This window comes from Paenibacillus sp. sgz302190, assembly GCF_059820445.1.
On record NZ_JBZYAO010000001.1, the window covers coordinates 55655 to 81346 of the forward strand.

21 protein-coding genes and 1 pseudogene are annotated in these 25692 nt (G+C 53.1%); 17 read left to right on the forward strand and 5 right to left on the reverse strand.

The features are described from left to right. The first annotated feature begins 84 nt into the window (after nucleotides 1-84). Nucleotides 85-1779: a M3 family oligoendopeptidase gene (locus tag AC6RNO_RS00250; RefSeq protein ID WP_497104165.1), complete on the forward strand. Its 1695-nt coding sequence runs from the start codon at nucleotides 85-87 to the stop codon at nucleotides 1777-1779. Between the two features lie 57 nt (nucleotides 1780-1836). Here the strand turns inward: AC6RNO_RS00250 and AC6RNO_RS00255 are convergent, their stop codons facing one another. Next, nucleotides 1837-2769: a zinc dependent phospholipase C family protein gene (locus AC6RNO_RS00255; protein ID WP_497104166.1), complete on the reverse strand. Its 933-nt coding sequence runs from the start codon at nucleotides 2767-2769 to the stop codon at nucleotides 1837-1839. A gap of 190 nt (nucleotides 2770-2959) precedes the next feature. On the opposite strand from AC6RNO_RS00255, the gene AC6RNO_RS00260 reads away from it, so the two are divergent. Beyond that, nucleotides 2960-5203 carry a PAS domain-containing sensor histidine kinase gene (locus AC6RNO_RS00260; protein ID WP_474685548.1) on the forward strand — a complete coding sequence of 748 codons (2244 nt, stop codon included), beginning with the start codon at nucleotides 2960-2962 and terminating at the stop codon, nucleotides 5201-5203. Between the two features lie 123 nt (nucleotides 5204-5326). Here AC6RNO_RS00260 and AC6RNO_RS00265 read toward each other — a convergent pair whose 3' ends face one another. Further along, entirely contained in the window at nucleotides 5327-5557 is a 231-nt protein-coding gene (locus AC6RNO_RS00265; RefSeq protein ID WP_474685550.1) for a hypothetical protein, read from the reverse strand. Between the two features lie 210 nt (nucleotides 5558-5767). Between AC6RNO_RS00265 and AC6RNO_RS00270 the strand changes: the two are divergent. After that, nucleotides 5768-6205, forward strand: a pseudogene (locus tag AC6RNO_RS00270) (DUF3900 domain-containing protein); the annotation flags it as partial. A gap of 74 nt (nucleotides 6206-6279) precedes the next feature. Here AC6RNO_RS00270 and AC6RNO_RS00275 read toward each other — a convergent pair. After that, on the reverse strand, nucleotides 6280-7233 hold the full coding sequence (locus tag AC6RNO_RS00275; protein WP_474685552.1) for an L-lactate dehydrogenase: 954 nt from the start codon (nucleotides 7231-7233) through the stop codon (nucleotides 6280-6282). A gap of 210 nt (nucleotides 7234-7443) precedes the next feature. Between AC6RNO_RS00275 and AC6RNO_RS00280 the strand changes: the two genes are divergently transcribed. The 4 genes from AC6RNO_RS00280 (at nucleotide 7444) to AC6RNO_RS00295 (ending at nucleotide 11086) form a co-directional block, all read left to right on the forward strand. Continuing rightward, nucleotides 7444-8100 carry a deoxynucleoside kinase gene (locus AC6RNO_RS00280; protein WP_488436433.1) on the forward strand — a complete coding sequence of 219 codons (657 nt, stop codon included), beginning with the start codon at nucleotides 7444-7446 and terminating at the stop codon, nucleotides 8098-8100. 793 nt (nucleotides 8101-8893) lie between these two features. Continuing rightward, nucleotides 8894-10072, forward strand: coding sequence for an FAD-dependent monooxygenase (locus tag AC6RNO_RS00285; RefSeq protein WP_497104167.1), 1179 nt, complete (start codon nucleotides 8894-8896; stop codon nucleotides 10070-10072). 174 nt (nucleotides 10073-10246) lie between these two features. Next, on the forward strand, nucleotides 10247-10555 hold the full coding sequence (locus tag AC6RNO_RS00290; protein ID WP_474685556.1) for a DUF4870 domain-containing protein: 309 nt from the start codon (nucleotides 10247-10249) through the stop codon (nucleotides 10553-10555). A 282-nt stretch (nucleotides 10556-10837) separates the two neighbouring features. Continuing rightward, nucleotides 10838-11086: a hypothetical protein gene (locus AC6RNO_RS00295; protein ID WP_497104168.1), complete on the forward strand. Its 249-nt coding sequence runs from the start codon at nucleotides 10838-10840 to the stop codon at nucleotides 11084-11086. 246 nt (nucleotides 11087-11332) lie between these two features. On the opposite strand, the gene AC6RNO_RS00300 is transcribed toward AC6RNO_RS00295, so the two are convergent. Then, nucleotides 11333-11755, reverse strand: a complete 423-nt coding sequence (locus tag AC6RNO_RS00300; RefSeq protein WP_497104169.1) for a hypothetical protein — start codon at nucleotides 11753-11755, stop codon at nucleotides 11333-11335. Between the two features lie 956 nt (nucleotides 11756-12711). Between AC6RNO_RS00300 and cyoA the strand changes: the two genes are divergently transcribed. The 5 genes from cyoA (at nucleotide 12712) to AC6RNO_RS00325 (ending at nucleotide 16946) form a co-directional block, all read left to right on the forward strand. Continuing rightward, nucleotides 12712-13713 (forward strand): ubiquinol oxidase subunit II, encoded by a 1002-nt coding sequence (cyoA, locus tag AC6RNO_RS00305; protein WP_474685560.1) that lies wholly within the window; start codon nucleotides 12712-12714, stop codon nucleotides 13711-13713. A 29-nt stretch (nucleotides 13714-13742) separates the two neighbouring features. Continuing rightward, nucleotides 13743-15716, forward strand: coding sequence for a cbb3-type cytochrome c oxidase subunit I (locus AC6RNO_RS00310; protein ID WP_488436437.1), 1974 nt, complete (start codon nucleotides 13743-13745; stop codon nucleotides 15714-15716). Continuing rightward, nucleotides 15716-16330: a cytochrome o ubiquinol oxidase subunit III gene (gene cyoC, locus AC6RNO_RS00315; RefSeq protein ID WP_474685564.1), complete on the forward strand. Its 615-nt coding sequence runs from the start codon at nucleotides 15716-15718 to the stop codon at nucleotides 16328-16330. Before AC6RNO_RS00310 ends, cyoC begins: the two co-directional genes overlap by 1 nt. A 1-nt stretch (nucleotide 16331) precedes the next feature. Further along, on the forward strand, nucleotides 16332-16658 hold the full coding sequence (cyoD, locus tag AC6RNO_RS00320; RefSeq protein WP_474685566.1) for a cytochrome o ubiquinol oxidase subunit IV: 327 nt from the start codon (nucleotides 16332-16334) through the stop codon (nucleotides 16656-16658). 75 nt (nucleotides 16659-16733) lie between these two features. Continuing rightward, nucleotides 16734-16946, forward strand: a complete 213-nt coding sequence (locus AC6RNO_RS00325) for an alpha/beta-type small acid-soluble spore protein (protein WP_474685568.1) — start codon at nucleotides 16734-16736, stop codon at nucleotides 16944-16946. A gap of 99 nt (nucleotides 16947-17045) precedes the next feature. Here AC6RNO_RS00325 and AC6RNO_RS00330 read toward each other — a convergent pair whose 3' ends face one another. Further along, entirely contained in the window at nucleotides 17046-17885 is an 840-nt protein-coding gene (locus AC6RNO_RS00330; RefSeq protein WP_497104170.1) for an ATP-dependent DNA ligase, read from the reverse strand. A 162-nt stretch (nucleotides 17886-18047) separates the two neighbouring features. Here AC6RNO_RS00330 and AC6RNO_RS00335 point away from each other — a divergent pair, with 162 nt between their 5' ends. The 5 genes from AC6RNO_RS00335 to AC6RNO_RS00355 all read left to right on the forward strand — a co-directional run bounded on the left by AC6RNO_RS00335 (nucleotide 18048) and on the right by AC6RNO_RS00355 (nucleotide 25359). After that, complete coding sequence (locus AC6RNO_RS00335; protein WP_497104608.1) at nucleotides 18048-19247, forward strand: ornithine--oxo-acid transaminase; 1200 nt, start codon at nucleotides 18048-18050, stop codon at nucleotides 19245-19247. Nucleotides 19248-19264: 17 nt separating this feature from the next. After that, the gene (gene pruA / locus AC6RNO_RS00340) at nucleotides 19265-20815 is read left to right on the forward strand and encodes an L-glutamate gamma-semialdehyde dehydrogenase (RefSeq protein WP_497104171.1); all 1551 of its coding nucleotides are present in this window, start codon (nucleotides 19265-19267) and stop codon (nucleotides 20813-20815) included. A gap of 24 nt (nucleotides 20816-20839) precedes the next feature. Beyond that, nucleotides 20840-21769: a proline dehydrogenase family protein gene (locus AC6RNO_RS00345; protein WP_474685573.1), complete on the forward strand. Its 930-nt coding sequence runs from the start codon at nucleotides 20840-20842 to the stop codon at nucleotides 21767-21769. Between the two features lie 15 nt (nucleotides 21770-21784). After that, nucleotides 21785-22735, forward strand: coding sequence for an arginase (gene rocF / locus AC6RNO_RS00350; RefSeq protein ID WP_497104172.1), 951 nt, complete (start codon nucleotides 21785-21787; stop codon nucleotides 22733-22735). 662 nt (nucleotides 22736-23397) lie between these two features. Further along, nucleotides 23398-25359 carry an endonuclease MutS2 gene (locus AC6RNO_RS00355; RefSeq protein WP_497104173.1) on the forward strand — a complete coding sequence of 654 codons (1962 nt, stop codon included), beginning with the start codon at nucleotides 23398-23400 and terminating at the stop codon, nucleotides 25357-25359. Nucleotides 25360-25692: the final 333 nt, after the last annotated feature.

Genomic DNA, 25692 nt, shown 5'->3' on the forward strand with positions numbered 1-25692 from the left:
AAAACGAGTCTCATCTGGTGTAAAGTGAATATATACCATTGGTTAAATAATCCTGCCGAGCAGGGAGAAAAGAGTGATCCAGCGTTGAAATTTCAAGAGTATGTGTATGAAAGACCGGATTTTGCAGCGTTTGAACTGCAGTTCAACGGCCTGCTTGAGAAGTTTTCAAGCGCGGCGGATTTTGGCGAGCAGGATGCGTGCATGGAATCGATCGTCGCTTTGCGCGGCGAACTGGAGTCGCTGATGCAGATCGCGCATATTCGCCATACGATTGATACGGCGGACGAGTTTTACAAGGCGGAGCAGGATTTCGTCGATGAGGTTGATCCGCAGTATCAGGGGCTCGTGACAAAATTTTATGAAGCGCTTACAAACTCGGCTTTCCGGGCGGATCTGGAGGCGAAATGGGGCAGGCAGCTATTCACCATTGCGGAGCTGTCGCAGCGCACGTTTGCGCCGGAAATCGTGGAAGATCTCGTGCGCGAAAATAAGCTGGCGAGCGAATATTCCAAGCTGGTCGCCTCTGCGAAGCTGATGTTTGAAGGCGAAGAGCGCAATCTGGCGCAGCTGGCCCCGTTCCAGCAATCGACGGACAGGGCGATGCGGAAGCGGGCGACGGATGCCAGGTACGGCTTCTTTGAAGAAAATGAAGCGCGGCTCGACGAGATTTACGATCAATTGGTCAAGGTTCGCGCCCAAATTGCCGCAAAGCTGGGCTTCGGCAGCTTTGTCGAGCTTGCCTATGCCCGGCTGAACCGGTCCGATTACGACGCGAACGATGTTGCCGCATTCCGCAAGCAGGTACTGGAGCAGATCGTGCCGGTGGCCACGAAGCTGAAAGAGCGGCAGGCGGCGAGAATCGGGGTCGATACGCTCCGCTATTACGACGACAAGTTCAGCTTTCCGTCCGGAAATCCGCTGCCGCAAGGGGATGCGGAATGGATCGTCTGGCAGGGAGCCGAGATGTATGCGGAACTGTCGCCGGAAACCGATGAGTTCTACACGTTCATGCAGGAAAACGGCTTGTTCGACCTCGTCGCCAAAAAAGGGAAGCGCGTCGGCGGATACTGCACGTTTATAAGCAAATATAAAGCGCCTTTTATTTTTTCCAACTTTAACGGCACGTCCGGGGATATCGACGTGTTGACGCACGAGGCCGGCCATGCTTTTCAAGCTTATTGCAGCAGACATTTCGAGGTGCCTGAGTATATTTTTCCGACGCTTGAGGCGTGCGAGATTCATTCGATGAGCATGGAGTTTATCGTGTGGCCATGGATGGAGCTGTTTTTCGGGGAGGATACGGACAAGTACAAGTTCAAGCATTTGAGCGAGGCGCTGCTCTTCATTCCGTACGGGGTAGCTGTCGATGAATTTCAACACCGCGTGTACGAACAGCCGGACATGACGCCTGCGGCCAGAAAGCAAGTATGGCGCGAGATCGAGCTCAAATATTTGCCTCACCGCGTGTACGACGACCAGGCGTATTTGGAAAGGGGTGGCTTCTGGCATCAGCAGGCGCATATATTCAAAAGCCCGTTTTACTACATCGATTACACGCTGGCGCAAATTTGCGCGCTGCAATTTTGGAAACGGGCCGGCGAAGCGCCTGCAGCGGCGTGGCAGGATTACTTGAGGCTGTGCCGGCTGGGCGGAAGCCGCTCCTTCACGGAGCTTGTGCAGGCGGCCGGGCTGTTCTCGCCTTTTGCAGACGGATGCGTCGCCTCCGTGATCGGGCAGATCGGGAAATGGCTGGAGCAGGCTCCGGACGACAAGCTCTAGAAATCTGACGGCGGAGCTGTTTGGGCGCAGACAGCTTCCGTACACCGGATCGGCCGCCTAGATAATCGGCTGCACGTGAACGATTTCCAGGCCGCTTTCGCACGGCTTGCCCGTTTCGTAAGATCGGTTGCTGAGAACGGTGCGCAGCGCTTCCCAATCGGCGGCCGAGTCTGTCTGCAGCGCGCGGATCGCAGCGGGCATGACTTTCAGGCCGTCCTCCACGGCTTGATCCCACAGCTCCCAGGCGCTGTGCGTGTACGTTTCGTCCGGCGAAGTCGGACAGTTCCAAACCGTTCCGGCTTCATTCATGTAATCGAGCGGAGCCGGGTTTTTGGCATATACGAACGGGCTGATTTGGCCGAGCGTAAATACGCGTTTAATCCCTTTCGGATCGTGAAACAGCCGCTGCGCCCGAATCATATCCCGATACGCGTCGTTCCAGTCCTGTTCGCTCAGGCCGGCGGCAAGCTCCGGATAATGCCGCTCTGCGGAGGCGGCAAGCGCCGGTACGACGCCGAGCGGGAACGTCCGGCCGACATCGATCTGTTTCCACACGGGCGTCTTCCACGTCTCCAGCCCAAGCATGCGCCGCACGACCAATGTGTCCATAATGACCTCGAAGCGCTGGTGATTCCACTTTTTAAAGCCGGATTTATAAAAAATGTACGGATGCATGTTGCGGTCCAAAATATGATGGGTGACAAAGCCGAGAGCGTACAGGACGGCGGGATTGTATATGCCTCTGCCCTGCATCCGGCCCAGCAAATCCAGCAAAAAGGGCCCGCATTCCCGCCGGTGCATCGCGCTCCCGAGCCGCTGAAGCCGCTTATCTTTTTGCCAGGGCAGGAAATGATGATACAGCAAAAAATCGGGCCCCTGGCAGCCGAGGGAGAACGTGCGACAGGCCTGTTTATCGTTCAAAATATGGCTGTGCCCAAGCCGTTTCATCAATTCCTGGCCGAATATAAGATGAGCCCAAATATTGGGCATAGCACATACCTCCACTCGCATGCTTGATACTCGATTCATTCTAGCATACAGACTATTGGTTTGGGCACATTTTGAGCATAATTTCAGCACGGCATGCAACTTGGGCAGGAAAATATTTCTAGTCGTCGAATTCAAACAAGCGAACAACGTGAGCTTTGAACGCTTGTAAGGGATAGGAGATAGAACGAAAATGATTAATAAGCCGCTGGAAATGGGAAAAGGCGTGGATCCGGACAATGTGCAGGAGCTGCTGAGAGGCAACGAGCCGTCTTTTGGCGCGGCCTTCGAGTATGCGGCGATCGGCATGGCCTTGATATCAGTCAACGGCCTCTGGATCAAAATCAATAATTGTTTCAGCTCTATTACAGGATATTCGCGACAAGAACTTCTTTGCACCGATGTTCACGCCATTTTTTTGCCGGAAGATATGAGCCATCACAAGGCGTTAATGGAACAATTGCTTCAAGGGCAGTTTACTTCATACCAAATCGACAAAAGACTTAAGCATAAATCGGGAAGCATCCTTTGGGTGGAGTGCAGCATATCGCTAGTTCGGGACTTGATCGGCAATCCGCTCTATTTTGTTACGCAAATCCGCGATATTACGCGCAGGTCGGAGATGGAAAGAAAGCTGGCCGAAAGCGAGCAGCGCTACAAGTCGCTGATCGAGCACAATCCGGCCGGCATTCTGACGTGCGATTTATCCGGCATCATCAAGAACGTAAATCCTGCGATGGAACGCATTATGGGCTACCTGGAGATTGAGATGGCCGGTCAGCCGATCAGCCGTTTTTTTGGCGGCAAAGAGAAGGAGAACATTTTCGCTCACAGCCTGCTTTTTCAGGAATCCGATAATTACATGCTGTCCGTCAAGCATAAAACCGGCGAAACGATCGTGCTCGGCTTGAAAAATGTGCCGATTATCGTCAACGATGTGATCGAAGGCATGTACATTATCGCCAGGGACATTACCCAACACAATAAAGACCGGGAGTCGCTGCGCATCGCCCAGCAGGATTTGCACGAGACGGTCCGCAGACAGCAGGGCATGACGATGAAGTTCCGGCAAATGAAAGGCCGGTTTATCCATACGCTGTGCGACGGCGAGCTGCTGTACCGGTTAGGATACAAACCGTCGCATATTATCGGCAACGGCTTGTATGAAATATGGCCGGCCTACATGGCCAAAAATTTGGAAACTTATTACCGCAGAGCGTGGAACGGCGAGGAAAACGTCATTTACGAGGCGACTTTTCGCGGCATCACGTATTTGAGCTCCTTGCGGCCTATTTTGGAAAACGGCAAAGTGATCGAGGTCATCGGCTCCTGCGTAGATATTACCGAGCGCAAGCTGATGGAGACGGAGCTCCGGGAGACGAAAGAGCTGCTGGAATCGTTCATCAATAATACGACGGACGCCATCTGCGTGCTGGACCCGAGAGCCAAAGTGATGTCTGTAAATGCGGCATACGAGCATGTGTTCGGTTGGCGGCTGGAAGAGCTCAAAGGGAACAGGCTGCCGATTTATCCGGAATTTCTGGAAGAGCAGCGCCAGGAAATATTTGAAGCGCTGCAAGCGGGCAAGCAAATTTCCGGCTTGGAGACGGTGCGCCAGCGCAAAGACGGCCAACTCGTCCATGTAAGTGTGACGAAAACGCCGATCAAAAACGAGCGGGGCGATATTATCGGATTCGCCGGCATCACGAGGGACATCACGGAGCGGAAAAGAACGGAGGAGCTGCTGCGCAAGTCCGACAAGCTCTCTGTCGCGGGCCAGCTGGCCGCCGGTCTGGCGCATGAAATCCGCAACCCGCTTACTTCCTTGCGGGGGTTTTTGCAGCTGCTGCAAAGCGATATGAAAGGAAAGCAGCACTATTTCGACATTATGCTGTCGGAGCTTGACCGCATCAATTTCATCGTCAGCGAATTTCTCGTCATTGCCAAGCCGGAAGCGATTCAATACAAAAGAGGCGATTTAAAGGAAATATTGCTCAGGGTCCAGGCGCTGCTGGACACGCAGGCGGTGCTGCGCAGCGTGCAGCTCGTGCTGGAATTTGAATCCGAATTAACGGAAATCGTTTGCTCGGAGATGCATTTGAAGCAGCTTTTTATTAATTTGGTGAAAAATGCGATCGAAGCGATCCCCAAGGAAGGCTTGATCCGCATCAACGTGTCTATGCCGGACCCCGGCCACATTCGGGTGCGCACGCAGGACAACGGCTGCGGCATCCCGGAGGAACGGCTCAAAAAGCTGGGAGAGCCTTTTTATACGACGAAGGAAAAAGGCACCGGGCTCGGGCTGATGATGTGCTTCAAAATCGTAGAAGCCCACAAAGGCACGATGCATGTGCGCAGCACGATCGGCAAAGGTACGACCATCGACGTCATTTTGCCGACACGGCTCGACGACAGCGGGCCGCTGGAGCTTGCCTAGAAATCCGGCGGGCGCCGCCAAAACAGAAAACCGCCGTCCTGCTCACTTCCGCAAAGGAGGCAGAACGGCGGTTTTCTCCTTGTCGAATCGAAATGTTTAATTTCTTCAAGGTAAAGGTTTATCTCATGGTTTGATGCTGAATTCATTCGTTTCCCGCGAATACCGGATCGTCCGCTGCTCGTTTCCGTAACTGCGCACCCGGACTTCGTCGGGCGTATACTTCACAATAATTCCTGAATCCACCTGGTAAAATACGCCCAAGTGATCCATGGACCAGACCAGGATAGGCGTCTGAGTCAGCGCGGCGGCGAATAGTTCGGTATCTGTATCGATCAGCTTAGTTCCGTAAATCATCTAACGCACCTCTGTCGTTTATTTTAGAAGAAAGGCTCATTTTGTAAGACAGTGCGAGAAAGGCAATCATCACGCGCAAACGAAAAATATCTTTACAACCCGCTCAGGTGAAGTACAATCATAGTTGTGCCTATGGTTAAGCGGACGTGTCATCTACGAATCGGTAAGGAGCGGCAGCATGAAATTTACTATCCTGTTCATCTCATTTTTCGTATCGCCCGGATTACAGACGAGAAAAGTTTGCTGAATCAAGTCGAAATGGCGATTAACGCCAAAAACATGAAGTCCATTCAGTATCCGTTCATGCCGGAGGAAGGGATGCTGGAGGAGGCGGAGCTGAAAATTCACCAGGCTTCGCACGCCCGCTATTTTGAGGATTTCCTAAAATATGTAGAATATGAGCAATCGATGCCGGAAATTTTGCATGTTCAAGTGATGGGGCTTGTTCGGCAGCAGTTGGAGAGCCAGTACGAGCATTTGCCCGAGGAGCGCGAGGAGCGAGACATTGAGCTTTGGGCCGCCGGCGAAAAAAGGGAGCTTCAGGAAAAATGGACGCCCGTCCAGGTCATGGAAGCGGCGTCTTATTGGGTCGAACAAAAGCCCATTCTCGAAATGCGCATCAAGCTTGATCATATTCAGGTAAAGGCAGCTGAAGCCCGACGATCTTCATGAGGTGATCGAGCGAATAACCCGGGAAGAGGATGAACGGTAAGCTGCCCGTTTTACGGAGCTGCCAGCTGTCCGATATGTTGACGAATGATGGAGCAGGAGTAATCGAACTGCTCTTTTTCTTTTGCCGACAGGTTTAGCTCCAAAATTTCCTTGATTCCTTGCCGGGTGACGATGGCCGGCACGCCTGCGCATACGCCCGACTGCCCGTACTCGCCATCGAGAATGGCGGAGACGGCAATGATTTTATGATCGTCATTAAATACGGACCGGACGATATAGGCGATGGCGCTGCCGATGCCGTAGTGCGTCGAGCCTTTGCGGTTGAAGATTTCCCAGCCGGCATTTTTCGTCCGCAGGGCGATCTCTTCCAAATCCATATGCCCGAACCGGCCGGGATGCTGGGCGATAATGTCCAGAATCGGTTTGCCGCCGACGGTGACGTGCGACCAGCAGGGAAATTGGGACTCGCCGTGCTCGCCGAGCACATAGCCGTGAACGCTGCGGGGGTCGACGGGCAAATACTCCGACAGCAGCGTTTTCAGACGTGCCGAATCGATGGAAGTCCCTGTGCCGAGCACCCGGCTGCGCGGGAGCCCCGACAGCTTCCACACCAAGTAGGTCACGAGATCTACCGGATTGGAAGCCGCGACAAAAATGCCGTTAAACCCGCTTGCCATAATTTGGCGAATCATGGGCTCGTGAATTTCGGCCGCCGTATCCAGATGATCCAGACGGTTGCGGCTGTTCGGGGGATTGGAGCCGGCGCACAGCACGATAATATCGCTGTCCGCGCACTGCTCATAGGCGCCGGTATAAACTTTCGTGCGCGTATGGGTAAAGTCCATGCAGTGCGACAAATCGAGCGCCTGAGCGTAGGCGCGGTCAGGCGTGCGGCCGATCAGCATGATTTCGTCGCAGACCGATTGATGGATCAAGGAGTAGGCGCAGCTTGAGCCTACATAGCCTGTTCCGACAATCGCGACTTTGCGAGGTTTGTTTCCCATGGCGATTCTCCTCCCGGCATATGTGGTTGCTATAATATATGTGTAGGAGTCAGGTTAGTGTGATGAAAAAGTTAATTTTTATTACACAATGAGTGACGAAATTCCAACATCGGTTTTTCACTGTTCACAGTAGCTGTTCTCCTTGCTATAATTGAAAAGCTCTTATTAACATTTGGTAAATTAAAGTTTGGCAAAAGGGGAAAGGGGACAATGTCAGTGATTGTGGTTGGGGGAATGATCGGGCTGGGCAAAACGTCGGTAGCCACTTTGCTCGGAAAAGAATTGAATTCGGACGTTTTTTTCGAAAGTGTGGACGACAATCCGATTTTACCGCTGTTTTATACATCTTCGCCGGAAGAAATCGAGCGGAAACGGTATCCGTTTCTGCTGCAGCTGCATTTTTTGAATACGCGATTCAGAGCGATCAAAGCGGCGCTTGTACACAACCGGAACGTAATTGACCGAAGCATATACGAGGACTGGTATTTTGCAAAAGTTAACCATGATCTGGGGCGGATCAGCCAGTTGGAGTTTGATATTTATGAAGACTTGGCCGACAACATGATGATGGAATTGGCCGAGCTTCCGAAAAAAGCTCCGGATCTGATGGTCTACCTGAAGGCATCCTTCGAAACGGTCATACACCGGATCGGGCTGCGCGGCAGAAGCTTCGAACAGGATCAGTCGCTGGTGGATTATTACCGTCTGCTGTGGTCCGGATATGACGATTGGGTGATGAACTACTACAAAGCCTCCGACGTGCTGACGGTCGATATGGATAGATTCGATGTCGTCAACCGTCCGGAAGACGCTGCGAAGCTGGTAGCGGATGTAAAAGAGAAGCTCAAGGAATTGGGCATTGAATAAAAGCAATCAGGGCTGCCGGCGAGGGCAGCCCTTTCTCATGATTGGAGTGTATCCGATAAGGTGCTGGAAGCAATGCGGTAAAACGCTTTATTTATATAAAGTAGAAAAACCAGCTGAGTGTAAACAAGGCAAGCCATAAAAATGAACTGATCATGAGACCGTTAATTAAACCCCAAGCTGTGTTCGGATAATCGTTCATTTTATCATCACCCTTCGAAAAACTATTACCTATATAGTATGGAAGCCCTTACAAAAAGTCTATGGTTAAATATATTCAGAATAATTAGAAAAATGATGCGAAAATAGTAGGAGCCGGCGACTAAATTCGTCTAGTTATAAAGTCCTGCAACAAAATGCGGCCCGCTATCGTTTTATGACTGGAAACCTCTTTTTTTGTTGCAATTGCGAGCGAAATGATTTATGATACATTATGTATCAGTCGCAATCGGCGGCTGAAGATAACACAAAGAATAGGGTGATCGATTATGCTGTACATTGTTTGCTATAAAGGTAAACCTCTGTGCTCACCGATATCCAAGTTAGAAGCAGCCGAGAAGTTGATGAAGTGGAGCCGTTCTTTTTCCAACCTCGAAATTATAGAAGTAAAACAGGAACTCGCGTCCGCATCCAAATAAGAACAGTGCAGTGGTCGCATACCTTGAACGAGAGTTGACCGTTGAACCTCCTGAACGCCACCCGCGCGGGCCAGGGGGTTTTTGTCATGGCGGCACTATGCTACAGTGTAAACAGTACACTCGATATGCAAGCCGTGCAGCCGTTTAGGAGGAGCATCATGGGGAATGAAGGGAAAGCGTTAAGGAAAGCGGTCATTATCGGATCGGGGATCGGCGGCCTGTGCGCAGCTATCTGTTTGCGGAGAGCAGGCTTTGCGGCGGCGGTTTTTGACCGGCAGGAAGCTTTGTCCGAAATGGGCGCGGGGATTGTTTTGGGCGCGAACGCGATGAACGTTTTGCAAAAGCTCGGCCTGGACGGGCAGGTTCGATCGGAGGGGGCGAAGGTCGGGAAGGCCGAGATCCGGACATGGGACGGCAAGCTTTTGACGGAGCTGCCCGTGTCGAAGCAAGCTGAAGCGTACGGAACGTACAGCTATCTCATTCACCGGGCGCGGCTTCAGTCCATTTTGTATCAGCAGGCGGTGCGGGAAGGTGTGGTATGGGCGAACAAAAAGCTTGTCGCGCTCGGGCAGGGAGCGGATTATGTGACAGTCCGGTTCGCGGATGGGAGTGAAGAAACCGGGGATGTGCTCATAGGGGCAGACGGGCTGTATTCTTCCGTCAGACAGCAGCTCTTCGGCGCATCCGATCTTCGATATTCGGGATACACCGCGTTTAGAGGCATTGCCGCTTTCGGCGACCCGCGGTACGAGATGGAGCGAGGCGGCGGTTTTGAAGCTTGGGGCCGGGGCAAGCGGTTCGGGTATTCTCATTTGGGCGACGGCCGCATTTTTTGGTTCGCCGCGATTAATTCGGCGCCGGGCAGCCGCGTGCCCTCCGGTGAGCGAAGAGACGCCGTCCTGCAGCATATGATAGGATGGTACGGTCCGATTGAAGCGGTCATAGCGGCGACGGACGAGACGGCCATCCTCGCGCACGATATTTTTGACCGCAAGCCATTGAATCGGTGGAGCCGCGGCCGCGCAACTTTGCTTGGGGACGCCGCGCATCCGATGCTGCCCAATTTGGGGCAGGGCGGCGCGCAGGCGATGGAGGACGCCTGGGTGCTGGCGCAGTGCCTGCAGGCGGAACATAAGGACGCCGCGCGGGCGCTCATCGCCTATGAAAGGCTGCGCATTCCGCGAACGGCCCGGGTCGTTCGGCAGTCGCGCCGAATGGGGCGGCTCGTGCAGCTGGAAAACCGGGCTGCGCTGTACATGCGCAATTTGCTGCTGCGGACGATGCCCGCCCGCGTGCAGATGCGCCAGCTCGACTGGCTGCTTGGCTATAAGCTTTAATGCGAGATTTCGGACACGCTCGGAGGATGTCGGGTAAACGACTTGTAGGAGTGATCCCGGTACGGACAAATTTGTACAAAATTAAAATATTTAATTTATGAGAAAACATACAGAATAGCCGGGCGGTTTCGAATATAATAGAAGTAATAAATATGAATCGAAGAGGTGCTGCGCATGTACGAATCATCGGACATTCAAAATAACAAAGGCATGGCGATTGTGGCCTACATTTTGTTTTTCATACCGCTGCTGGCCGCCAAAGAATCGCGGTTTGCGATGTATCATGCCAATCAGGGGCTGACTTTATTTCTGGCCGCTGCCGCATCGAACATTGTGCTGGGTTTTATCCCGATCATTGGCTGGTTCTTGCTGCCAATCGCCAATTTGATCGTTGTCGCTCTGGCGATATTGGGAATTGTGGCCGCAGCGCAGGGGCAGGTCAAGCCGCTTCCGCTCATCGGTTCGTTTACATTGCTAAAATAGCCGGAAGCCGTTTGCGAGGACATACATACGAATTGAATAGAAGAGCCTTCTTTGAATCGCTATGACTCAAGGACGGCTCTTTTTTGCTTATTTTCTAACCCAGTCTCGATAGCTGGGCGACCGTTCGTTCAATATATAGCTATATTTTTTACGTTTTGTGAATTTCCAATAAAAAACTTGTCTATTTTTTGATGAAACTGTGAATAAATAATGAACAAAATCAAAAAGTTGTGGTATACTATAAATATAAAGCACTTACATTTCTCGTTTGGAGTGATTATAATGACGACAAGAACAGTAACTGAAAGTATGGATAAAGACGTAGCGCGCCTGGTGAGATTGATGACCGTAGCCTCTTGGGTACTGCTTGGCATCGGGGTACTGCTTAGCCTTTTCAGTCTCAATCAATTCAATGATTTCAACACCCCACTGATGGTCGGCATCGGGTTCATGGTCGGCAGCGTATTTGTTTATGTGATTCGTACGGCTATTCATTTGGTTCATTCGCAAAAAACTTCCCAATCGGAATGAGACGGAATCAAAGTCAAGTTTCCGGCATATTTAAAGCCCTTTAGGTGAAAACTTAAAGGGCCTTTTCCGTTTTTATATCATTAAATTGACACATTTTCGTGCAGGTGGTACTTTCTCTTTGATTCGATTCCACATTTTGGGAGGAAGCTGTGCGAAAGAAAGTGATGATAGTTTCTGCGCGCGGTAAATATAAGGGCGAGACTCATTATGAATTTAATTGTTCAAATCATGATCATAGCAAATCCGTTACTCGTTCTCAGATAAAACAAAAAAGGTATACAATTCAAAATATACTTTAATAGCCAGGTTGTAAGCGAAGACCACACCGGCAAAGAGAACAACTTCTTGTTGGAAAAAACGTTTAGTCCGCAGAATCAAAGAGATTATAAAATCTCGTTTGTGTCGGACGATGGCGATGGAGGAACGAATTATCCAATTAGCGTATTGGTTGAAACGGTACCGAATTGATTGTTCATCAATTCGGTCGGGCTGTTGAGAAAGGGGAACGACCCGGTGCTCGGTGAAAGACAAGCAATCGGTCGACAGGCGGTCAAGGCGCGGCAGCAGGGGCGGTCCCCCGTCGTGTGGCGCAACAAATGCGCCGGAAGAGAGCTTGATTGGGAAAGGGCGGCTGCGCTCCCAATTAGTACCCCGGCAAAAGCAATGCACCGGTTGAACTCTTGGTTGCAAAACCTAGGTACTGGCGTGCAGGCAACCTGCAATAGTCAGGCTGTTGAGAACCCTCACAAGCCCGAACCGTTAATACGATCTGGCTGGCCGGGCAGGGAAAGCCTGCAAACATACATCTTTTTACTTATTGATACTCCGACCACCTCTTTTCGCAGAAAAAACTATATTAATCCAGGCTGTTGAGAAACCCCGGGTCACTGTCGATGGCCACAAACTGCCTGGTTGCATGAAGAAAACCTGCAAAAGTACATGAATTTATACCCTTGAGACGCTTGCCTCGAAGAATTCCTGCAATTGTGCAGGCTTTTCGCCGCGATCATGGACGCAGCTTCACTTTCAGAGGAAATTCCTGCACAATCGCAGGTTTTTCATCAAAATAGACCAATTCCACAGAGAAAACCTGCACTTTTGCAGGTTTTCACCTGCTGGGCCACCTTGTCCCACCCACTTCAGTTTCGCAACCGTGCAGGAGAGGCGCGGCCCACTCCAGTTTCGCGACCGTGCAGGAGAGGGCGTGGTCCACTCCAGCTCCGCAACCGAACAGGAGAGGCGCGGCCCACTCCAGTTTCGCGACCGTGCAGGAGAGGGCGTGGTCCACTCCAGCTCCGCAACCGTGCAGGAGAGGCGTGGTTCACTCCAACTCCGCAAATCGTCGTTGTTCTTGACCTCCCCGGTCTACATTGTAATACTCCTCAATAATTCAACAAATCCTAAGTTTATATGAAGTCTGAAGAGGCCGTTTAAAATTCATAAGCACTTTAATAAAGTCAACGAACGTTTTGTGACATTTGTTTTACATTAAAACGTCTATCCTTTGACGTATTTGTTAAGTAGGATGTACTTTATGTTGTAATTTGATATCTTTGGAATAGTAAAAGTGAAGAAAGGGCATATTATTTCATTGCTTTCGGACATGCGGATAGGGAGGATCACGAATGGAAAAAACGAAAAAATGGATAAGGACAGCATTGCCGCTTGCAATCATATTGATGATTGTCTTGCTGACAGGCTGCAGCAGTCAAGCGATGGTGCTGGATCCGAAAGGGCCGGTCGGCGCGAACCAAAGAGATTTGATCTATATCTCGACCTTGCTCTGCGCCATCATATTGGTGCCGGTGCTCGTGTTGACGGCATGGATCGTGTGGCGGTACCGCGACAAAGAGGGGAACAAAGCCGCATACCAACCGAACTGGTCGCATAGTACTGCGCTGGAGACGATATGGTGGTCCATTCCGATCGTCATTATTTTGGCGTTGGGCGTAGTCACTGTCAAATACACGCATGCGCTTGAGCCGTCTAAACCGTTAGCATCCGCCAAAAAGCCGATTACGGTTCAGGTGACTTCGTTAGACTGGAAATGGCTGTTCATGTATCCGGAGCAAGGCATCGCGACAGTCAATTACTTGCAAATTCCGGAAGGAACGCCGGTCAAATTCGAGCTTACTTCCGATGCACCCATGAACTCGTTCTGGATTCCGCAGTTGGGCGGACAAATCTATACGATGTCAGGCATGGCGATGACGCTGTACCTGCAGGCTGACGAGCCCGGCCATTATTTCGGCACAGGGGCCAACTTCAGCGGCGAGCATTTTGCGGATATGACTTTCGATGTGAATGCAACCTCCCAGCAGGATTTCGACACTTGGGTGGCGGAAGTCAAGAAAACGAACCCGGGTCTTTCGAAGGAACAATACGAGGCGCTGGCCAAGCCGGCAAAATCGACGCAGCAATTCTTCTCTTCGTTCCCCGACGGTTTGTTCCAGTACATCGTAACGAAATATACGCCTAACGGTGAGGGTGGACACAGCATGCACGGGGGTTCGGAGGCTTCCAATGCAGCGAAGGATAAAGTTGTCGACGAAGTGAAAAAGCCTCAAAAGGCTGATTACGAGATGCACAACGATCAATCCGAACATAAGGGCCATACGGGTCATTAAAGTTGACTTAAACGAAAGGAAGTCTGCACATGCTGGATAATATCAAACAGTTTGCCTCAACGTTTTTCGTGACCGGCGACCCCATGATTCTCGGGGCGCAGGTCAGCATCGCGCTGGCGATGGTGGCCATCGTCTTCGTGCTCACGTATTTCAAAAAATGGGTCTGGCTATGGAAAGAATGGCTGACGAGCGTCGATCATAAAAAAATCGGGATCATGTACGTGATCTGCTCGATTATGATGCTGTTCCGCGGCGGCGTCGACGCCCTGCTGATGCGTCTCCAATTGGCAATGCCGAACAATCAGTTCCTCCAGGCTGAGCACTACAACCAGATTTTTACGACGCACGGCGTCATCATGATTTTGTTCATGGCCATGCCGCTCATGTTCGGTTTGTTCAACATCGTAGTGCCGCTGCAAATCGGCGCGCGCGACGTTGCTTATCCGTTCCTGAACTCGCTGAGCTTCTGGATGTTTTTCTGGGGCGCCATGCTCTTCAATGTATCGTTCGTCATCGGCGGTTCGCCGGATGCCGGATGGCTGTCTTATCCGCCGTTGTCCGAAATGTCGCACAGTCCCGGCGTAGGGGAGAACTTCTACATCTGGGGCATCCAGATTTCCGGTATCGGCAGTTTGGCGACGGGGATCAACTTTATCGTTACCATCATCAAAATGCGTGCGCCGGGCATGGGCCTTATGAAAATGCCGATGTTTACCTGGTCTGTGTTTTCAAGCTGTATCACGATCATCTTCGCCTTCCCGATTTTGACGGTGACGCTTGCGCTGTTGTTCCTAGACCGCTTCCTTGGCGCGCATTTCTTTACGCTGGACGGCGGGGGCAACCCGATGATGTATATCAACTTGATCTGGATGTGGGGACACCCCGAAGTTTATATCGTCGTCTTGCCGGCTTTCGGTATATTCTCCGATGTCGTGGCGACTTTCGCCAAGAAAAAGCTGTTCGGATATTTGTCCATGGTTTTCGCGATGTTGGTGATCAGCTTGCTTTCCTTCTTTACTTGGGCGCATCACTTCTTTACGATGGGCTCGGGCGCAGATGTCAATGCCTTCTTCGCCATAACGACGATGGCGATCGCCATACCGACCGGGGTCAAAGTATTCAACTGGCTGTTTACGATGTTCCGCGGCCGCATTCGCTTTACAACGCCGATGATGTGGACGATTTCATTTATTCCATGTTTCGTGATCGGTGGGATGACCGGGGTGCTGCTGTCCGTAGCTCCCGCAGACTTCCAGTTCCACAACAGCTACTTTCTGATCGCTCACTTTCACCAGGTTCTTATCGGCGGCGTAGCTTTCGGTTATTTTGCAGGGCTGTCTTACTGGTGGCCTAAAATGTTCGGCTTCAAGCTTAACGAGCGCCTTGGCAAATGGGCGGTCTGGCTGTGGAATATCGGCTTCTATGTTTGTTTTATGCCGCAGTACTTCTTAGGTTTGGACGGCATGACACGCCGTACGTATACGTACGATTTCGATATGGGCTGGGGACCGCTGAATCTGGTTTCGACCGTCGGCGGCTTCCTGATGGGGATGGGCTTCCTGTTCCAAGTATGGCAAATCGCGCACAGTATCAAATTCCAGGAACGCGACACGACAGGCGATCCTTGGGACGGACGGACGCTGGAATGGTCGATTCCTTCGCCTGCGCCTCTCTATAACTTTGCAGAGCTGCCGCAAGTTCAGCACGTGGACGATTGGTGGGAACGCAAGCAAAAAGCTGGCGGCACTATAAAGCGCACTGTGGCCGCGCATTACGAACCGATTCATATGCCGAAAAATTCGGGCATTCCTTTTATCAAATCGGCGCTTTGGTTTTTTGCCGGCTTCGGTTTCGTATGGGATTGGATGTGGCTGTCCATTCCGGCCTTGATCGGCATTGCCATTTGTATGATAGCGCGCTCGTTCTCTTATGACACCGATTATTACATTCCGGCTGACGAAGTAAAACGTACGGAAGCCGCGTTGAAAGGAGCGAACGTTTAATGGCACAGACAGCTGCGCATTCCGCACACGGTCACGGTCATGACCACGAGCATCACGATCATGAATCGCTGAAGACGTTCGGATTCTGGATCTTTCTGATTACGGACTGTATTTTGTTCGGATCTTTATTTGCAACGTACGTAGTTTTGCACGCTAACACCAACGGCGGACCGACAGCCAAAGAGCTGTTCGAAATGCCGGGCGTTATCGCCGAAACGTTCATCCTGCTTACAAGCAGCTTCACGAGCGGCCTCGCCGTTCTGGCGATGCATAAAGGCAACACCAAGCAGTTGATCGGCTGGCTTGCCGTAACTGTGCTGCTAGGGGCTTCGTTTATCGGGCTGGAGCTTACCGAGTTCGTGAAAATGGTGGGCGAGGGCGCTACGATCAAGACGAGCGCATTTTTATCGGGCTTTTTCGTACTCGTCGGTACGCACGGTCTTCACGTTTCGGTCGGTTTGATCTGGATGATCGGGTTGATGATTCAATTGAGCAAAAGAGGCATTACGTCTGTCACCAAGCGTAAGGTCGAAGTTATCAGCTTGTACTGGCACTTTCTCGACGTCGTGTGGATTTTCGTATTCACGGTCGTTTACTTGATGGGGGTGATGTAGGATGAGTCAAAAAGCAGGTTCGCACGATCATCATGCATCCCATGGGTCCATAAAATCGTATACTACAGGTTTTATTCTTTCCATCGTGTTGACCATCATTCCGCTCGTCGTCGTGATGAATCACATGCTTTCCAAATCCGCCACCGTGGCGCTTATTATGGCGATGGGCGTGCTTCAGTTCGTGGTTCAGCTGTACTTCTTTATGCACATTAAAGAAGGCGAGAATGCGCGCTGGAATATAATGGCGCTCCTGTTCGGCGTCATCATTCTGTTAACGGTCGTTGCCGGTTCGATCTGGATCATGACCTACAATCAGGTTGCGCATTAAAATTGATCTGCTCATGCATAAAGATTCCATTTGCTCGGCACATTAAAGTTATTCACCTAGAAGGAGTGATATTTAATGGCGAGCAACAGCAACACACTGGTCGTTCAACAAGCAAAAGCGGCATTGGAACAACTGAAGTATGAAGTCGCACAAGAGCTGGGTATCCAAATTCCTCAAGACGGGTACTATGGATACATGGCTTCGCGCGATACTGGCGCAATCGGCGGACACATTACCCGCCGGCTTGTTCAAATCGCCGAACAGCAATTATCGAGCTTCAGACGCTAGACGTCTGAAAGCAATACAAAAAAGACTGAATCACCGTCCGAGGTGATTTCAGTCTTTTTTTGTATTTGCAGCGGAAGCGCGCGGCATCAGTCCCGTGTTCTAACGGACGAATCCGATAAATTCCGGGGACCGCAATTTGCCGCTCCTCGTCCAGCCGCGCGTTTTGATGCTGGCCATCAGGACCGGTTCCATATAAGCGAAATGCTGATCCTCTTTGTAAGCGAACCGCTTTTTCAAACTGTCGAGCGCCTTCTTTTGTTCCGGAGCGAGTCCGGTCTCGATCAAGCCGACGGGCGTCGGATAGCCGGAGGCAGTGTCTATGGATGCCTGCAAAGCAAATTCCCCTTTGCGGACCCCCGTAATATAGACGTCGGCATACGTCCAGTTAATGACCTTTTGCCACGCTTTCGATCGTTTGCCTGCCGTATATTTCGTTCTTTTCGATTTGATGACGATGCCTTCAAGGCCGCTGTTTTTAATTTGCTCGAAGTATTCCGCCGCATTCCCTTCGTGATATTGAACTTTTTTATAAGCTTCGTTGTCGGTAAAAGACTTTTCCAACAGCTCCTTGCGCTTCAGCAAAGAAAGCGGAGTGACGTCGACTCCGTTGTACCGGAGCACATCGAACGCGTAAAAGATAGCCGGAGTGCGGTCTTTTCGCGATAAGAGCCGGGCCGACATCGCTTCGTAGTCAGGCTTGCCTTGATGGTCTTTCATAATCAGCTCGCCATCAAGCACAGTTCCCTCGGGAATCGGGCAATTATGTAGTTCGGGGAACTTATGCGTAATATTGATGCCTGTCTTCGTGTAAGCCCGGAGTCCGTCGACGCGCGAAACGATGCAGCGAATCCCGTCCAGCATCGCTTCCGCAATATGGTAATTACTGCCCAGCGGTTCACGATGAACAGCGGTTTCAACCAACATCGGAGAAATGAACATAGTATCCTCACCCATATTCATGGTACAACGGGAAGCGCGGTTTGGGTAATGGGAGTTGAAGGGAAGTCTGCGTCCGGCGGGCGATCTTTTTCGTGCTTTTGCCTCGAACGTAACATAGATCACCGCCTGCAATCGTACTATATATCAGCGGGGTGATCTATGATGAAGCGTACCGACGAAGTCATCAGTTTGTCAGAGCGCTTTGGCGCGCGTAATTATCGGCCTCTTCCCATTGCCGTCGCATCGGCTTTTGGCGTGTGGGTGGAGGATGTAACCGGCCGCAAATATTTGGATATGCTGAGCGCCTATTCGGCTCACAATCAAGGCCACCGCCATCCGGCGGTCATACAGGCGCTGAAGGATCAAGCCGACAAGTTAACCCTTACTTCCAGAGCATTCCATAGCGAGGTGCTGGCAGATTGGCTCGAACATTTGGCTTCTTTGTCTGGCAAAGAGCGGGTACTTCCGATGAACACGGGCGCGGAAGCTGTCGAAACCGCGGTGAAAATCGCCCGCAGATGGGCCTACGACGTCAAGGGAGTACCGCTCGACCAGGCGGAAATAATCGTGTGCGAGGGCAATTTTCACGGGCGTACGCTATCTGTGACTTCTTTTTCCACGACGGCCGAGTATATGCGGGGTTTCGGTCCTTTTACACCGGGTTTCCGCGTCGTTCCTTACGGAGATGCAGCTGCGCTGGCCGGGGCAATTACCCCGAATACGGCCGCTTTTTTGGTTGAGCCGATTCAGGGCGAAGCGGGTATTCGCATACCGCCGGCAGGTTATTTGCGGCAGGCGGCGGAGCTGTGCAGGCAGCACAATGTGCTGCTGCTGGCGGACGAAATCCAAACCGGATTCGGCCGGACGGGCAAACTGTTCGCCTGCGAGTGGGAAAATGTGCAGCCGGACATGTATATGTTCGGAAAAGCGCTGGGCGGAGGGGTATTGCCGATTTCCGCGGTATGCGGAGATGCGGCCGTTCTCGATGTGCTCGATCCGGGCTCGCACGGTTCCACTTTCGGCGGCAATCCGCTCGCTTGCGCGGTGTCCATCGCCGCGATGAACGTTATCATTGACGAGAAGCTGCCCGAAAGATCGCTGCAATTGGGCGATTATTTGCAGGAGCAGCTGCACAAAAAGCTGGCGCATTCGCGCATCCGCGAAATACGCGGCAAAGGGCTTTTTATCGGGATCGAATTATCCGAGGAAGCGCGGCCCTATTGCGAAAAGCTGCTTGACGCCGGCATCTTGACCAAGGATACGCACGTAAATACGCTGCGGCTGGCGCCGCCGCTCATCATTACGCAGGATGAAATCGATTGGGGCGTCGAACGCGTCGCGCAAGTGTTGAATGCGAATTAGGAGGAGGCGGTGCGGCAATGATTCCATATCGTCCGGAGCCATTGACGAATTTTCAGGAAAGCTCCAGCGAGCAGGCGTTTCAGCTTGCTTTGGATCAAGTGAGCGGGGAGCTGGGGCTCGAGGTCCCGCTCATTATCGGCGGCGAGCGGATCGCGACGCAGCGGCAAATCCGCTCGATCAACCCTTCCGACCGGCGGGAAACGGTCGGTTTGGCCGCGCAGGCGGATGAGCCGTTGGCCGACCGGGCGATCCGCGCGGCCGCGGATGCTTTTGCGTCATGGTCGCGGGTAGCGCCGGAGGCAAGAGCGGCCGCGCTGCTCAAAGCCGCGGCGCTGCTCAGGCGGCGCAAGCACGAATTTTCGGCCTGGCTGCTGCTCGAAGCCGGCAAGAGCCGTGCGGAAGCGGACGCGGATACCGCCGAAGCGATTGATTTTATCGAATACTATGCAAGGCAAGTAGAGAAGCTGGAGCAGCGGGCCGCCGGGGAACTCGTATCGGCGCCGGGCGAGATCAACCGGCTGACATACGTTCCGCTCGGCGTCGGAGTTATTTTGTCTCCATGGAATTTCCCGCTCGCCATATTGGCGGGCATGACGACAGCCGCGATTGCTGCAGGCAACACGGTCGTCGTCAAACCGTCCAGCCTGACGCCGATCGTCGCTTACAAGTTCGCGGAACTGCTTGAGGAAGCCGGGATTCCCGACGGCGTCGTGAACTATTTGCCCGGCAGCGGCGAGGAAATCGGCGATTTCCTCGTTTTGCATCCGCTGACGCGCTTTATTTCCTTCACCGGCTCCAAGGAGGTCGGCCTGCGGATAACGGAACTGGCCGCCAAAGTGACGCCCGGGCAAAAATGGATCAAGCGCTACGCGGCTGAAATGGGCGGAAAAGACGCGATCATCGTCGATGCGGATGCCGATTTGCAGCTCGCGGCCGCAGGCATCGTCAGCTCGGCGTTCGGCTTTTCCGGGCAAAAATGCTCGGCTTGCTCCCGTGCCATCGTGCACAAAGACGTATACGACGAGGTGCTGGAAAAATGCGTCGCCCTGACCCGGCAGCTGGCGGTTGGAGACGTGCGCAGCGCGGCTCATTTTACCGGTCCGGTTATCGATGAACGTAGCCAGCGCAAAATCGCGCAGTATCTCGACATCGCGAAGCAGGAGGGGAGGATCGTGTCCGGCGGCTCGGTCATTGCGGGGGACGGTTTTTTTGTCGAACCGACGATTGTCGCCGACGTGCTTCCCGAAGCGAGAATTATGCAGGAGGAAATATTCGGGCCCGTGCTCGCTTTTGCCAGGGCGGAGGATTTGACCGAGGCGCTGCGCATCGCTAACAGCACGGAATACGGGCTGACCGGAAGCATTTATGCGCGGAACAGAGCATCTATTGAAAGAGCGAAAGCCGAGTTTCATGTGGGCAATTTATATATTAACCGCAAATGCACCGGCGCTGCGGTAGGGGTGCACCCTTTTGGCGGCTTTAATATGTCGGGTACGGATTCCAAGGCCGGCGGTCCGGATTATTTGCTGCTTTTCACGCAGCTTAAGCTCGTTTCCGAGTTGCTCTGACCGGCGGGGAAAGGAGGGCTGCGCATGGTCATGGACGCTTTCCTTCGCCGCAGCGTGCTCGGCATCGCCAACAACCGTTTCGTCCGCTCGTGGTTCCGAAAGTATGGGCTTTCCTACGGCGTAAGCCGGTTCGTCGCCGGAGAAACGCTGGAGGCGACTGTGGGGCAGGTGAAAAGGCTGAACGAAGCGGGGTTGTGCGCCACGCTGGATCTGCTCGGAGAAAGCGTCTATGACGCACGCCTTGCGGAGGAAGCCGCGGCGGGCATTTTGTCGACGCTGCAAGCCATAAACACGGAGAGGCTGCAATCCCATATTTCCGTTAAACTTTCGCAACTCGGCATTGGCATGGATTACGGCACCTGCCTGAATCATATGCGCGCCATTTGCCGGCAGGCGCAGCAATACGGCATTTTCGTGCGGATCGACATGGAAGATTCGACGCTTACCCAAACGACCGTCGACCTGTTCCGGGAACTTGCCGCGGAATTCGGCTGCAAAGCGGTCGGTCTGGTCATTCAGGCGTATTTGTACCGTTCCGAAGCCGACGTGAGGGAGCTGGGCAAAATGGGCGCCAATCTGCGGATCGTGAAGGGTGCCTACAAAGAGCCTCCCGGGCTCGCTTTTCCCCGTAAAAAAGACGTCGATGCCAACTATTTGCGATTGACCAAAAAGCATATGCTTAACGGCTGCTACACGGCCATTGCCACGCACGACGAACGGATGATTGAGCCGCTCAAAGCTTTTGCCGCCGCCGAGGGCATAGAGAAAGATCAATTCGAATTTCAAATGCTTTACGGCATATGCCCGGGGCTGCAGCGCCGGCTTGCCGGAGAGGGCTACAAAGTAAGAGTGTATACCCCTTACGGCGGTCAATGGTACCCGTATTTTACCCGGCGCATAGCGGAACGACCGGCCAACCTGTGGTTTGTGCTGAAAGGAATGCTCAGAAAATAGCGGAGGTGCTGCTCCATGAATCCGGGATTGCACCCGAATGTTGCGATCATCGGCGTCCCGATGGATTTGGGCGCGGACCGCAGAGGGGTCGATATGGGACCGAGCGCGATCCGCTGCGCGGGACTCGAAGCGAAATTGGCAAGCATCGGCTATCAGATGCAAGATTGCGGGGATCTTATCGTACGGAGGCACGCTGCGGCGCAACCGGCCGTTGCGGCTGCGGGAGCAGGCCCCGGCCCTAGTCCTGGTCCGGGCAATCTCAAATATTTGGATGAGATTGCGAGAGTGAATGATGAGCTGCATCGGCTCGTAGCGGATGTGATCGGGCAGGGTAAGTTCCCGCTCGTTCTTGGCGGGGATCACAGCATTGCCATCGGCACGCTGGCCGGCGTCAGGCGGCATCATGAGGAGATTGGCGTCATCTGGTTCGATTCCCATGGCGACGTGAATACCGCTGCAACTTCTCCTTCGGGCAACATTCACGGGATGTCGCTAGCTGTTGCGCTCGGATTCGGACATTCCAAACTGGTCTCTATCGGCGGTTCCTTCCCGAAAGCAAAGCCCGAGCACGTCGCCATCGTCGGCGCCAGATCGCTCGATCCGGGCGAGCGCGCTTTTTTGCGGCAGCACGGCATTCTCGTGCATACGATGCACGAAATCGACCGGCTGGGCATGTCCCGCGTGATGGAACAGGCGATCGAGCATGTATCGCGGGGGACGACCGGCGTGCACCTCAGCCTCGATCTGGACGGACTCGATCCGGGCTATGCTCCGGGAGTCGGCACTCCCGTGCCGGGAGGCATTACTGTGCGCGAAAGCTTTTTGGCGATGGAGCTGCTATCGGACGCCGGCGTGCTCGTCAGCGCCGAGTTCGTGGAGGTGAATCCCATTTTGGACCACCGGAACCAGACGGCCAAATTGGCGGTCTCGCTCATCGCCTCTTTGTTCGGCGAACGTATTTTGTGAGATAAACCTCTATCAAGGTCTTTCGAAGATGAGCGACCGCGTTTAGAGGTAGGTTTATTCGCCAATAAGAATGCAGTTCTTCACCCTTTAGCGCTGTAAAGAACTTTAACATTTTTATGTGGTAAAATATGGTTATAATGATTCTTTCCTTTGATTTTTTGGAGTGAGTTGACTATGATGGTCGTAGTACAAATTTAGGTTACGCAGATTGATATGATGAAGCTTGGGAGACGTGATTGTATGTCGAAGGTTGTTCTTAACTAATCAATTTCATAGGAGGCACCATGCGTTTGGCCCTGCCGCGCTACCCGTCTGCCCATTTTGGCAGTGTGAAAGTGCGAAGCGTCAACCATCGCCCTCTTGGAACTAGTTAAGAACATCGGGATCATATCGTCTGCAAAAGCTTTTTGCGCCGAAACGGACCGTGCTCTTGTGAGCACGTTTTTTTTCGCCTTGGCGGAAGGACTCTTTTCGGAGGCCGTGCGCAAAAAGTTCCGAACCGGGAGCGGAAGATGAACGCGATTCGTTCATTTTCCGCTCTTTTTTTGTACCTGTTTTTGTGCATACCCCCGAAACCAAGGGGTCTATCCGATAAACCACGGATTGGGCATGCGCAAAAGTAACTGTGTCGGAGAGAATCCTAGAAGGAGGCAAACGGAAATATGAATTTTGATGCAACGAACCGGCTTGAATACGAAAAAGTGAAGGAGCATTTGGCGGAATATGCCCGCACTTATTTGGGACGCGGACACATAAGCAGGCTGCGGCCGCTCACGGACATAGCCGTCATCCGCAGGCTGCTTAGTGAAGCGGAGGAAGCGCTCAAGCTGATCGAGCACGGGGCCAGCGTTCCGCTCCCGTCGCTTGAGGGCATCGAATCGATCGCTGACGGGTTCGGTAAAGGGTTCCTGCTGTCGGTCGGCGAGCTCGGCCTGATCGGCAGATTGCTCGAAAGCACCGACCAGCTCAAACGGTTTATGAGCAGGAAAACGGAAATTGCGCCGAATGTCGCTTCTTATGCGCTTTCCTTGCACGAGCTTCGGGAAGTGCGCGAAGAGCTTGAGCGCTGCATCCGCCACGGCCAACTGCTTGATCAAGCGAGTCCTGAGCTGGCCAAAGTCCGTAAAAAAATCGTCATCGCCGAGCAGCGGCTGAAGAAAAAGCTGGAGGGCGCTCTGCAGCGCTATCGCGCCAGTCTGCAGGAGCATGTCGTCAGCATGCGCGGCGACAAATATGTCCTTCCGGTCAAAAAGGAGCACCGGAAGCTGGTTCCCGGCTCTGTCCTGGACGAATCGGCCAGCGGGCAAACCGTCTTCGTGGAGCCTGCCGACGTCGCCGCGCTGACATTCGATCTCAGCGCGCTCCGCGCCGAGGAGAGCCGGGAGGAAATGAAAATTTTCGGCTCCCTGACGGACTTGGTCGAGAGCCGCAGCTACGAGCTGGGAATCAACCTGGAGACGATCGGTCATTATGATTTTTTGTTCGCCAAAGCGCGGTACGCCTTGGTGACGGATGCGCGTTCCGTCGGCTTGAATGAAGACGGTTATGTCCGGATTTGCCAAGGTCGCCACCCTTTGCTGGGGAAGCGGTCGGTGCCCCTGGACTTCGAGATCGGTACGGCGTACCGATCCTTGATCATTACCGGGCCCAATACGGGCGGAAAGACGGTTTCGCTCAAAACCGTCGGACTGCTTGCGATGATGGTGCAATCGGGATTGCCGGCGCCTGCGGCTGAAGGCAGCTGTTTCCCGATTTTTGATCGCGTGTTGGCCGATATCGGCGACGGGCAGAGCCTGGAGCAATCGCTGAGCACGTTCTCGTCGCACGTCAAGAACTTGATCCGCATTTTGCGGGAGGCGGGTCCTTCCACGCTGATCCTGCTCGATGAGCTGGCGACCGGGACGGATCCCGGGGAAGGCATCGGCCTTTCCATTGCCGTGCTTGAGGAGCTGCACCGCAAAGGCGCCACGATCGTGGCCACGACGCATTTTAACGAAATCAAGCAGTATGCGGAAGCTGCGGACGGCTTTGAAAATGCCAGAATGGAATTCGACCTGGACACGCTGCAGCCGTTATATCGGTTGAAAATCGGCGAGGCGGGGCACAGCTACGCTTTTCAGATCGCCGCGAAGCTGGGCATGCCGCAAGCGATTATCGACCGATCGGCTGCCATCACATACAGCGGCGGAAAGGGGAGCGGGACGGGGCTCATATCGCTGGAAGCCGCGCTGCAGCGGAGTGCCGACGATCAAAGCGGCGCTGAACGGAGCGGCCGGCAGAGCCCGGCAAGCGGTTCAGCGCCGGGAAAGCATAAGCATGCCGGCAAGCCTGGGGTGTCCCCGTTCGAAATCGGGGACTGCGTCTGGATCCGTTCGTTGAAGCGCACGGGCATCGTATGCGAACTGCCTGATGAAAGAGGAAACGTCGTGGTGATGATACAAAAAGAGAAGGTGAAAATCAATGTGAAACGATTGTCGCTTTATATCGAAAAAGAACAGCTGTATCCGGCCGACTACGACATGGATATCGTCTTTGAATCCAAAGAAGTGCGGAAAAAACGCAAAATCATGAGTAAACGCCACGATGAGACGGCAACCATTATCCATCCGCCCCAGACGGATTGACACGTCCTCCCCTGGCAAGGGGCCGCGCATCGTGTTTGGAGGCGGCCCCGCATCGGCGTGGCGCGGGGGCAGCCCGCCCGAGAACCTGCGGGAAATCCTCACATCCGAGAACCTGCGAGCGTCAGTCTGCCCGTGAATCTTCGTGAAATCACTTCGTCTGAGAACCTGAGGAGGTTAGCCCGCTCGAAAACCTGCGAGAGTGTCAATCCGTTTGAGAATTTACGGGAGATCACCAAGCCCGAGAATCTGCAGGAAAATACCTCTTCCGAAAACCTGTGGTGCTTAAGCCCGCCCGAGAACCTGCGAGAGTCAGCCCGCCCCCGAGATCTGCGG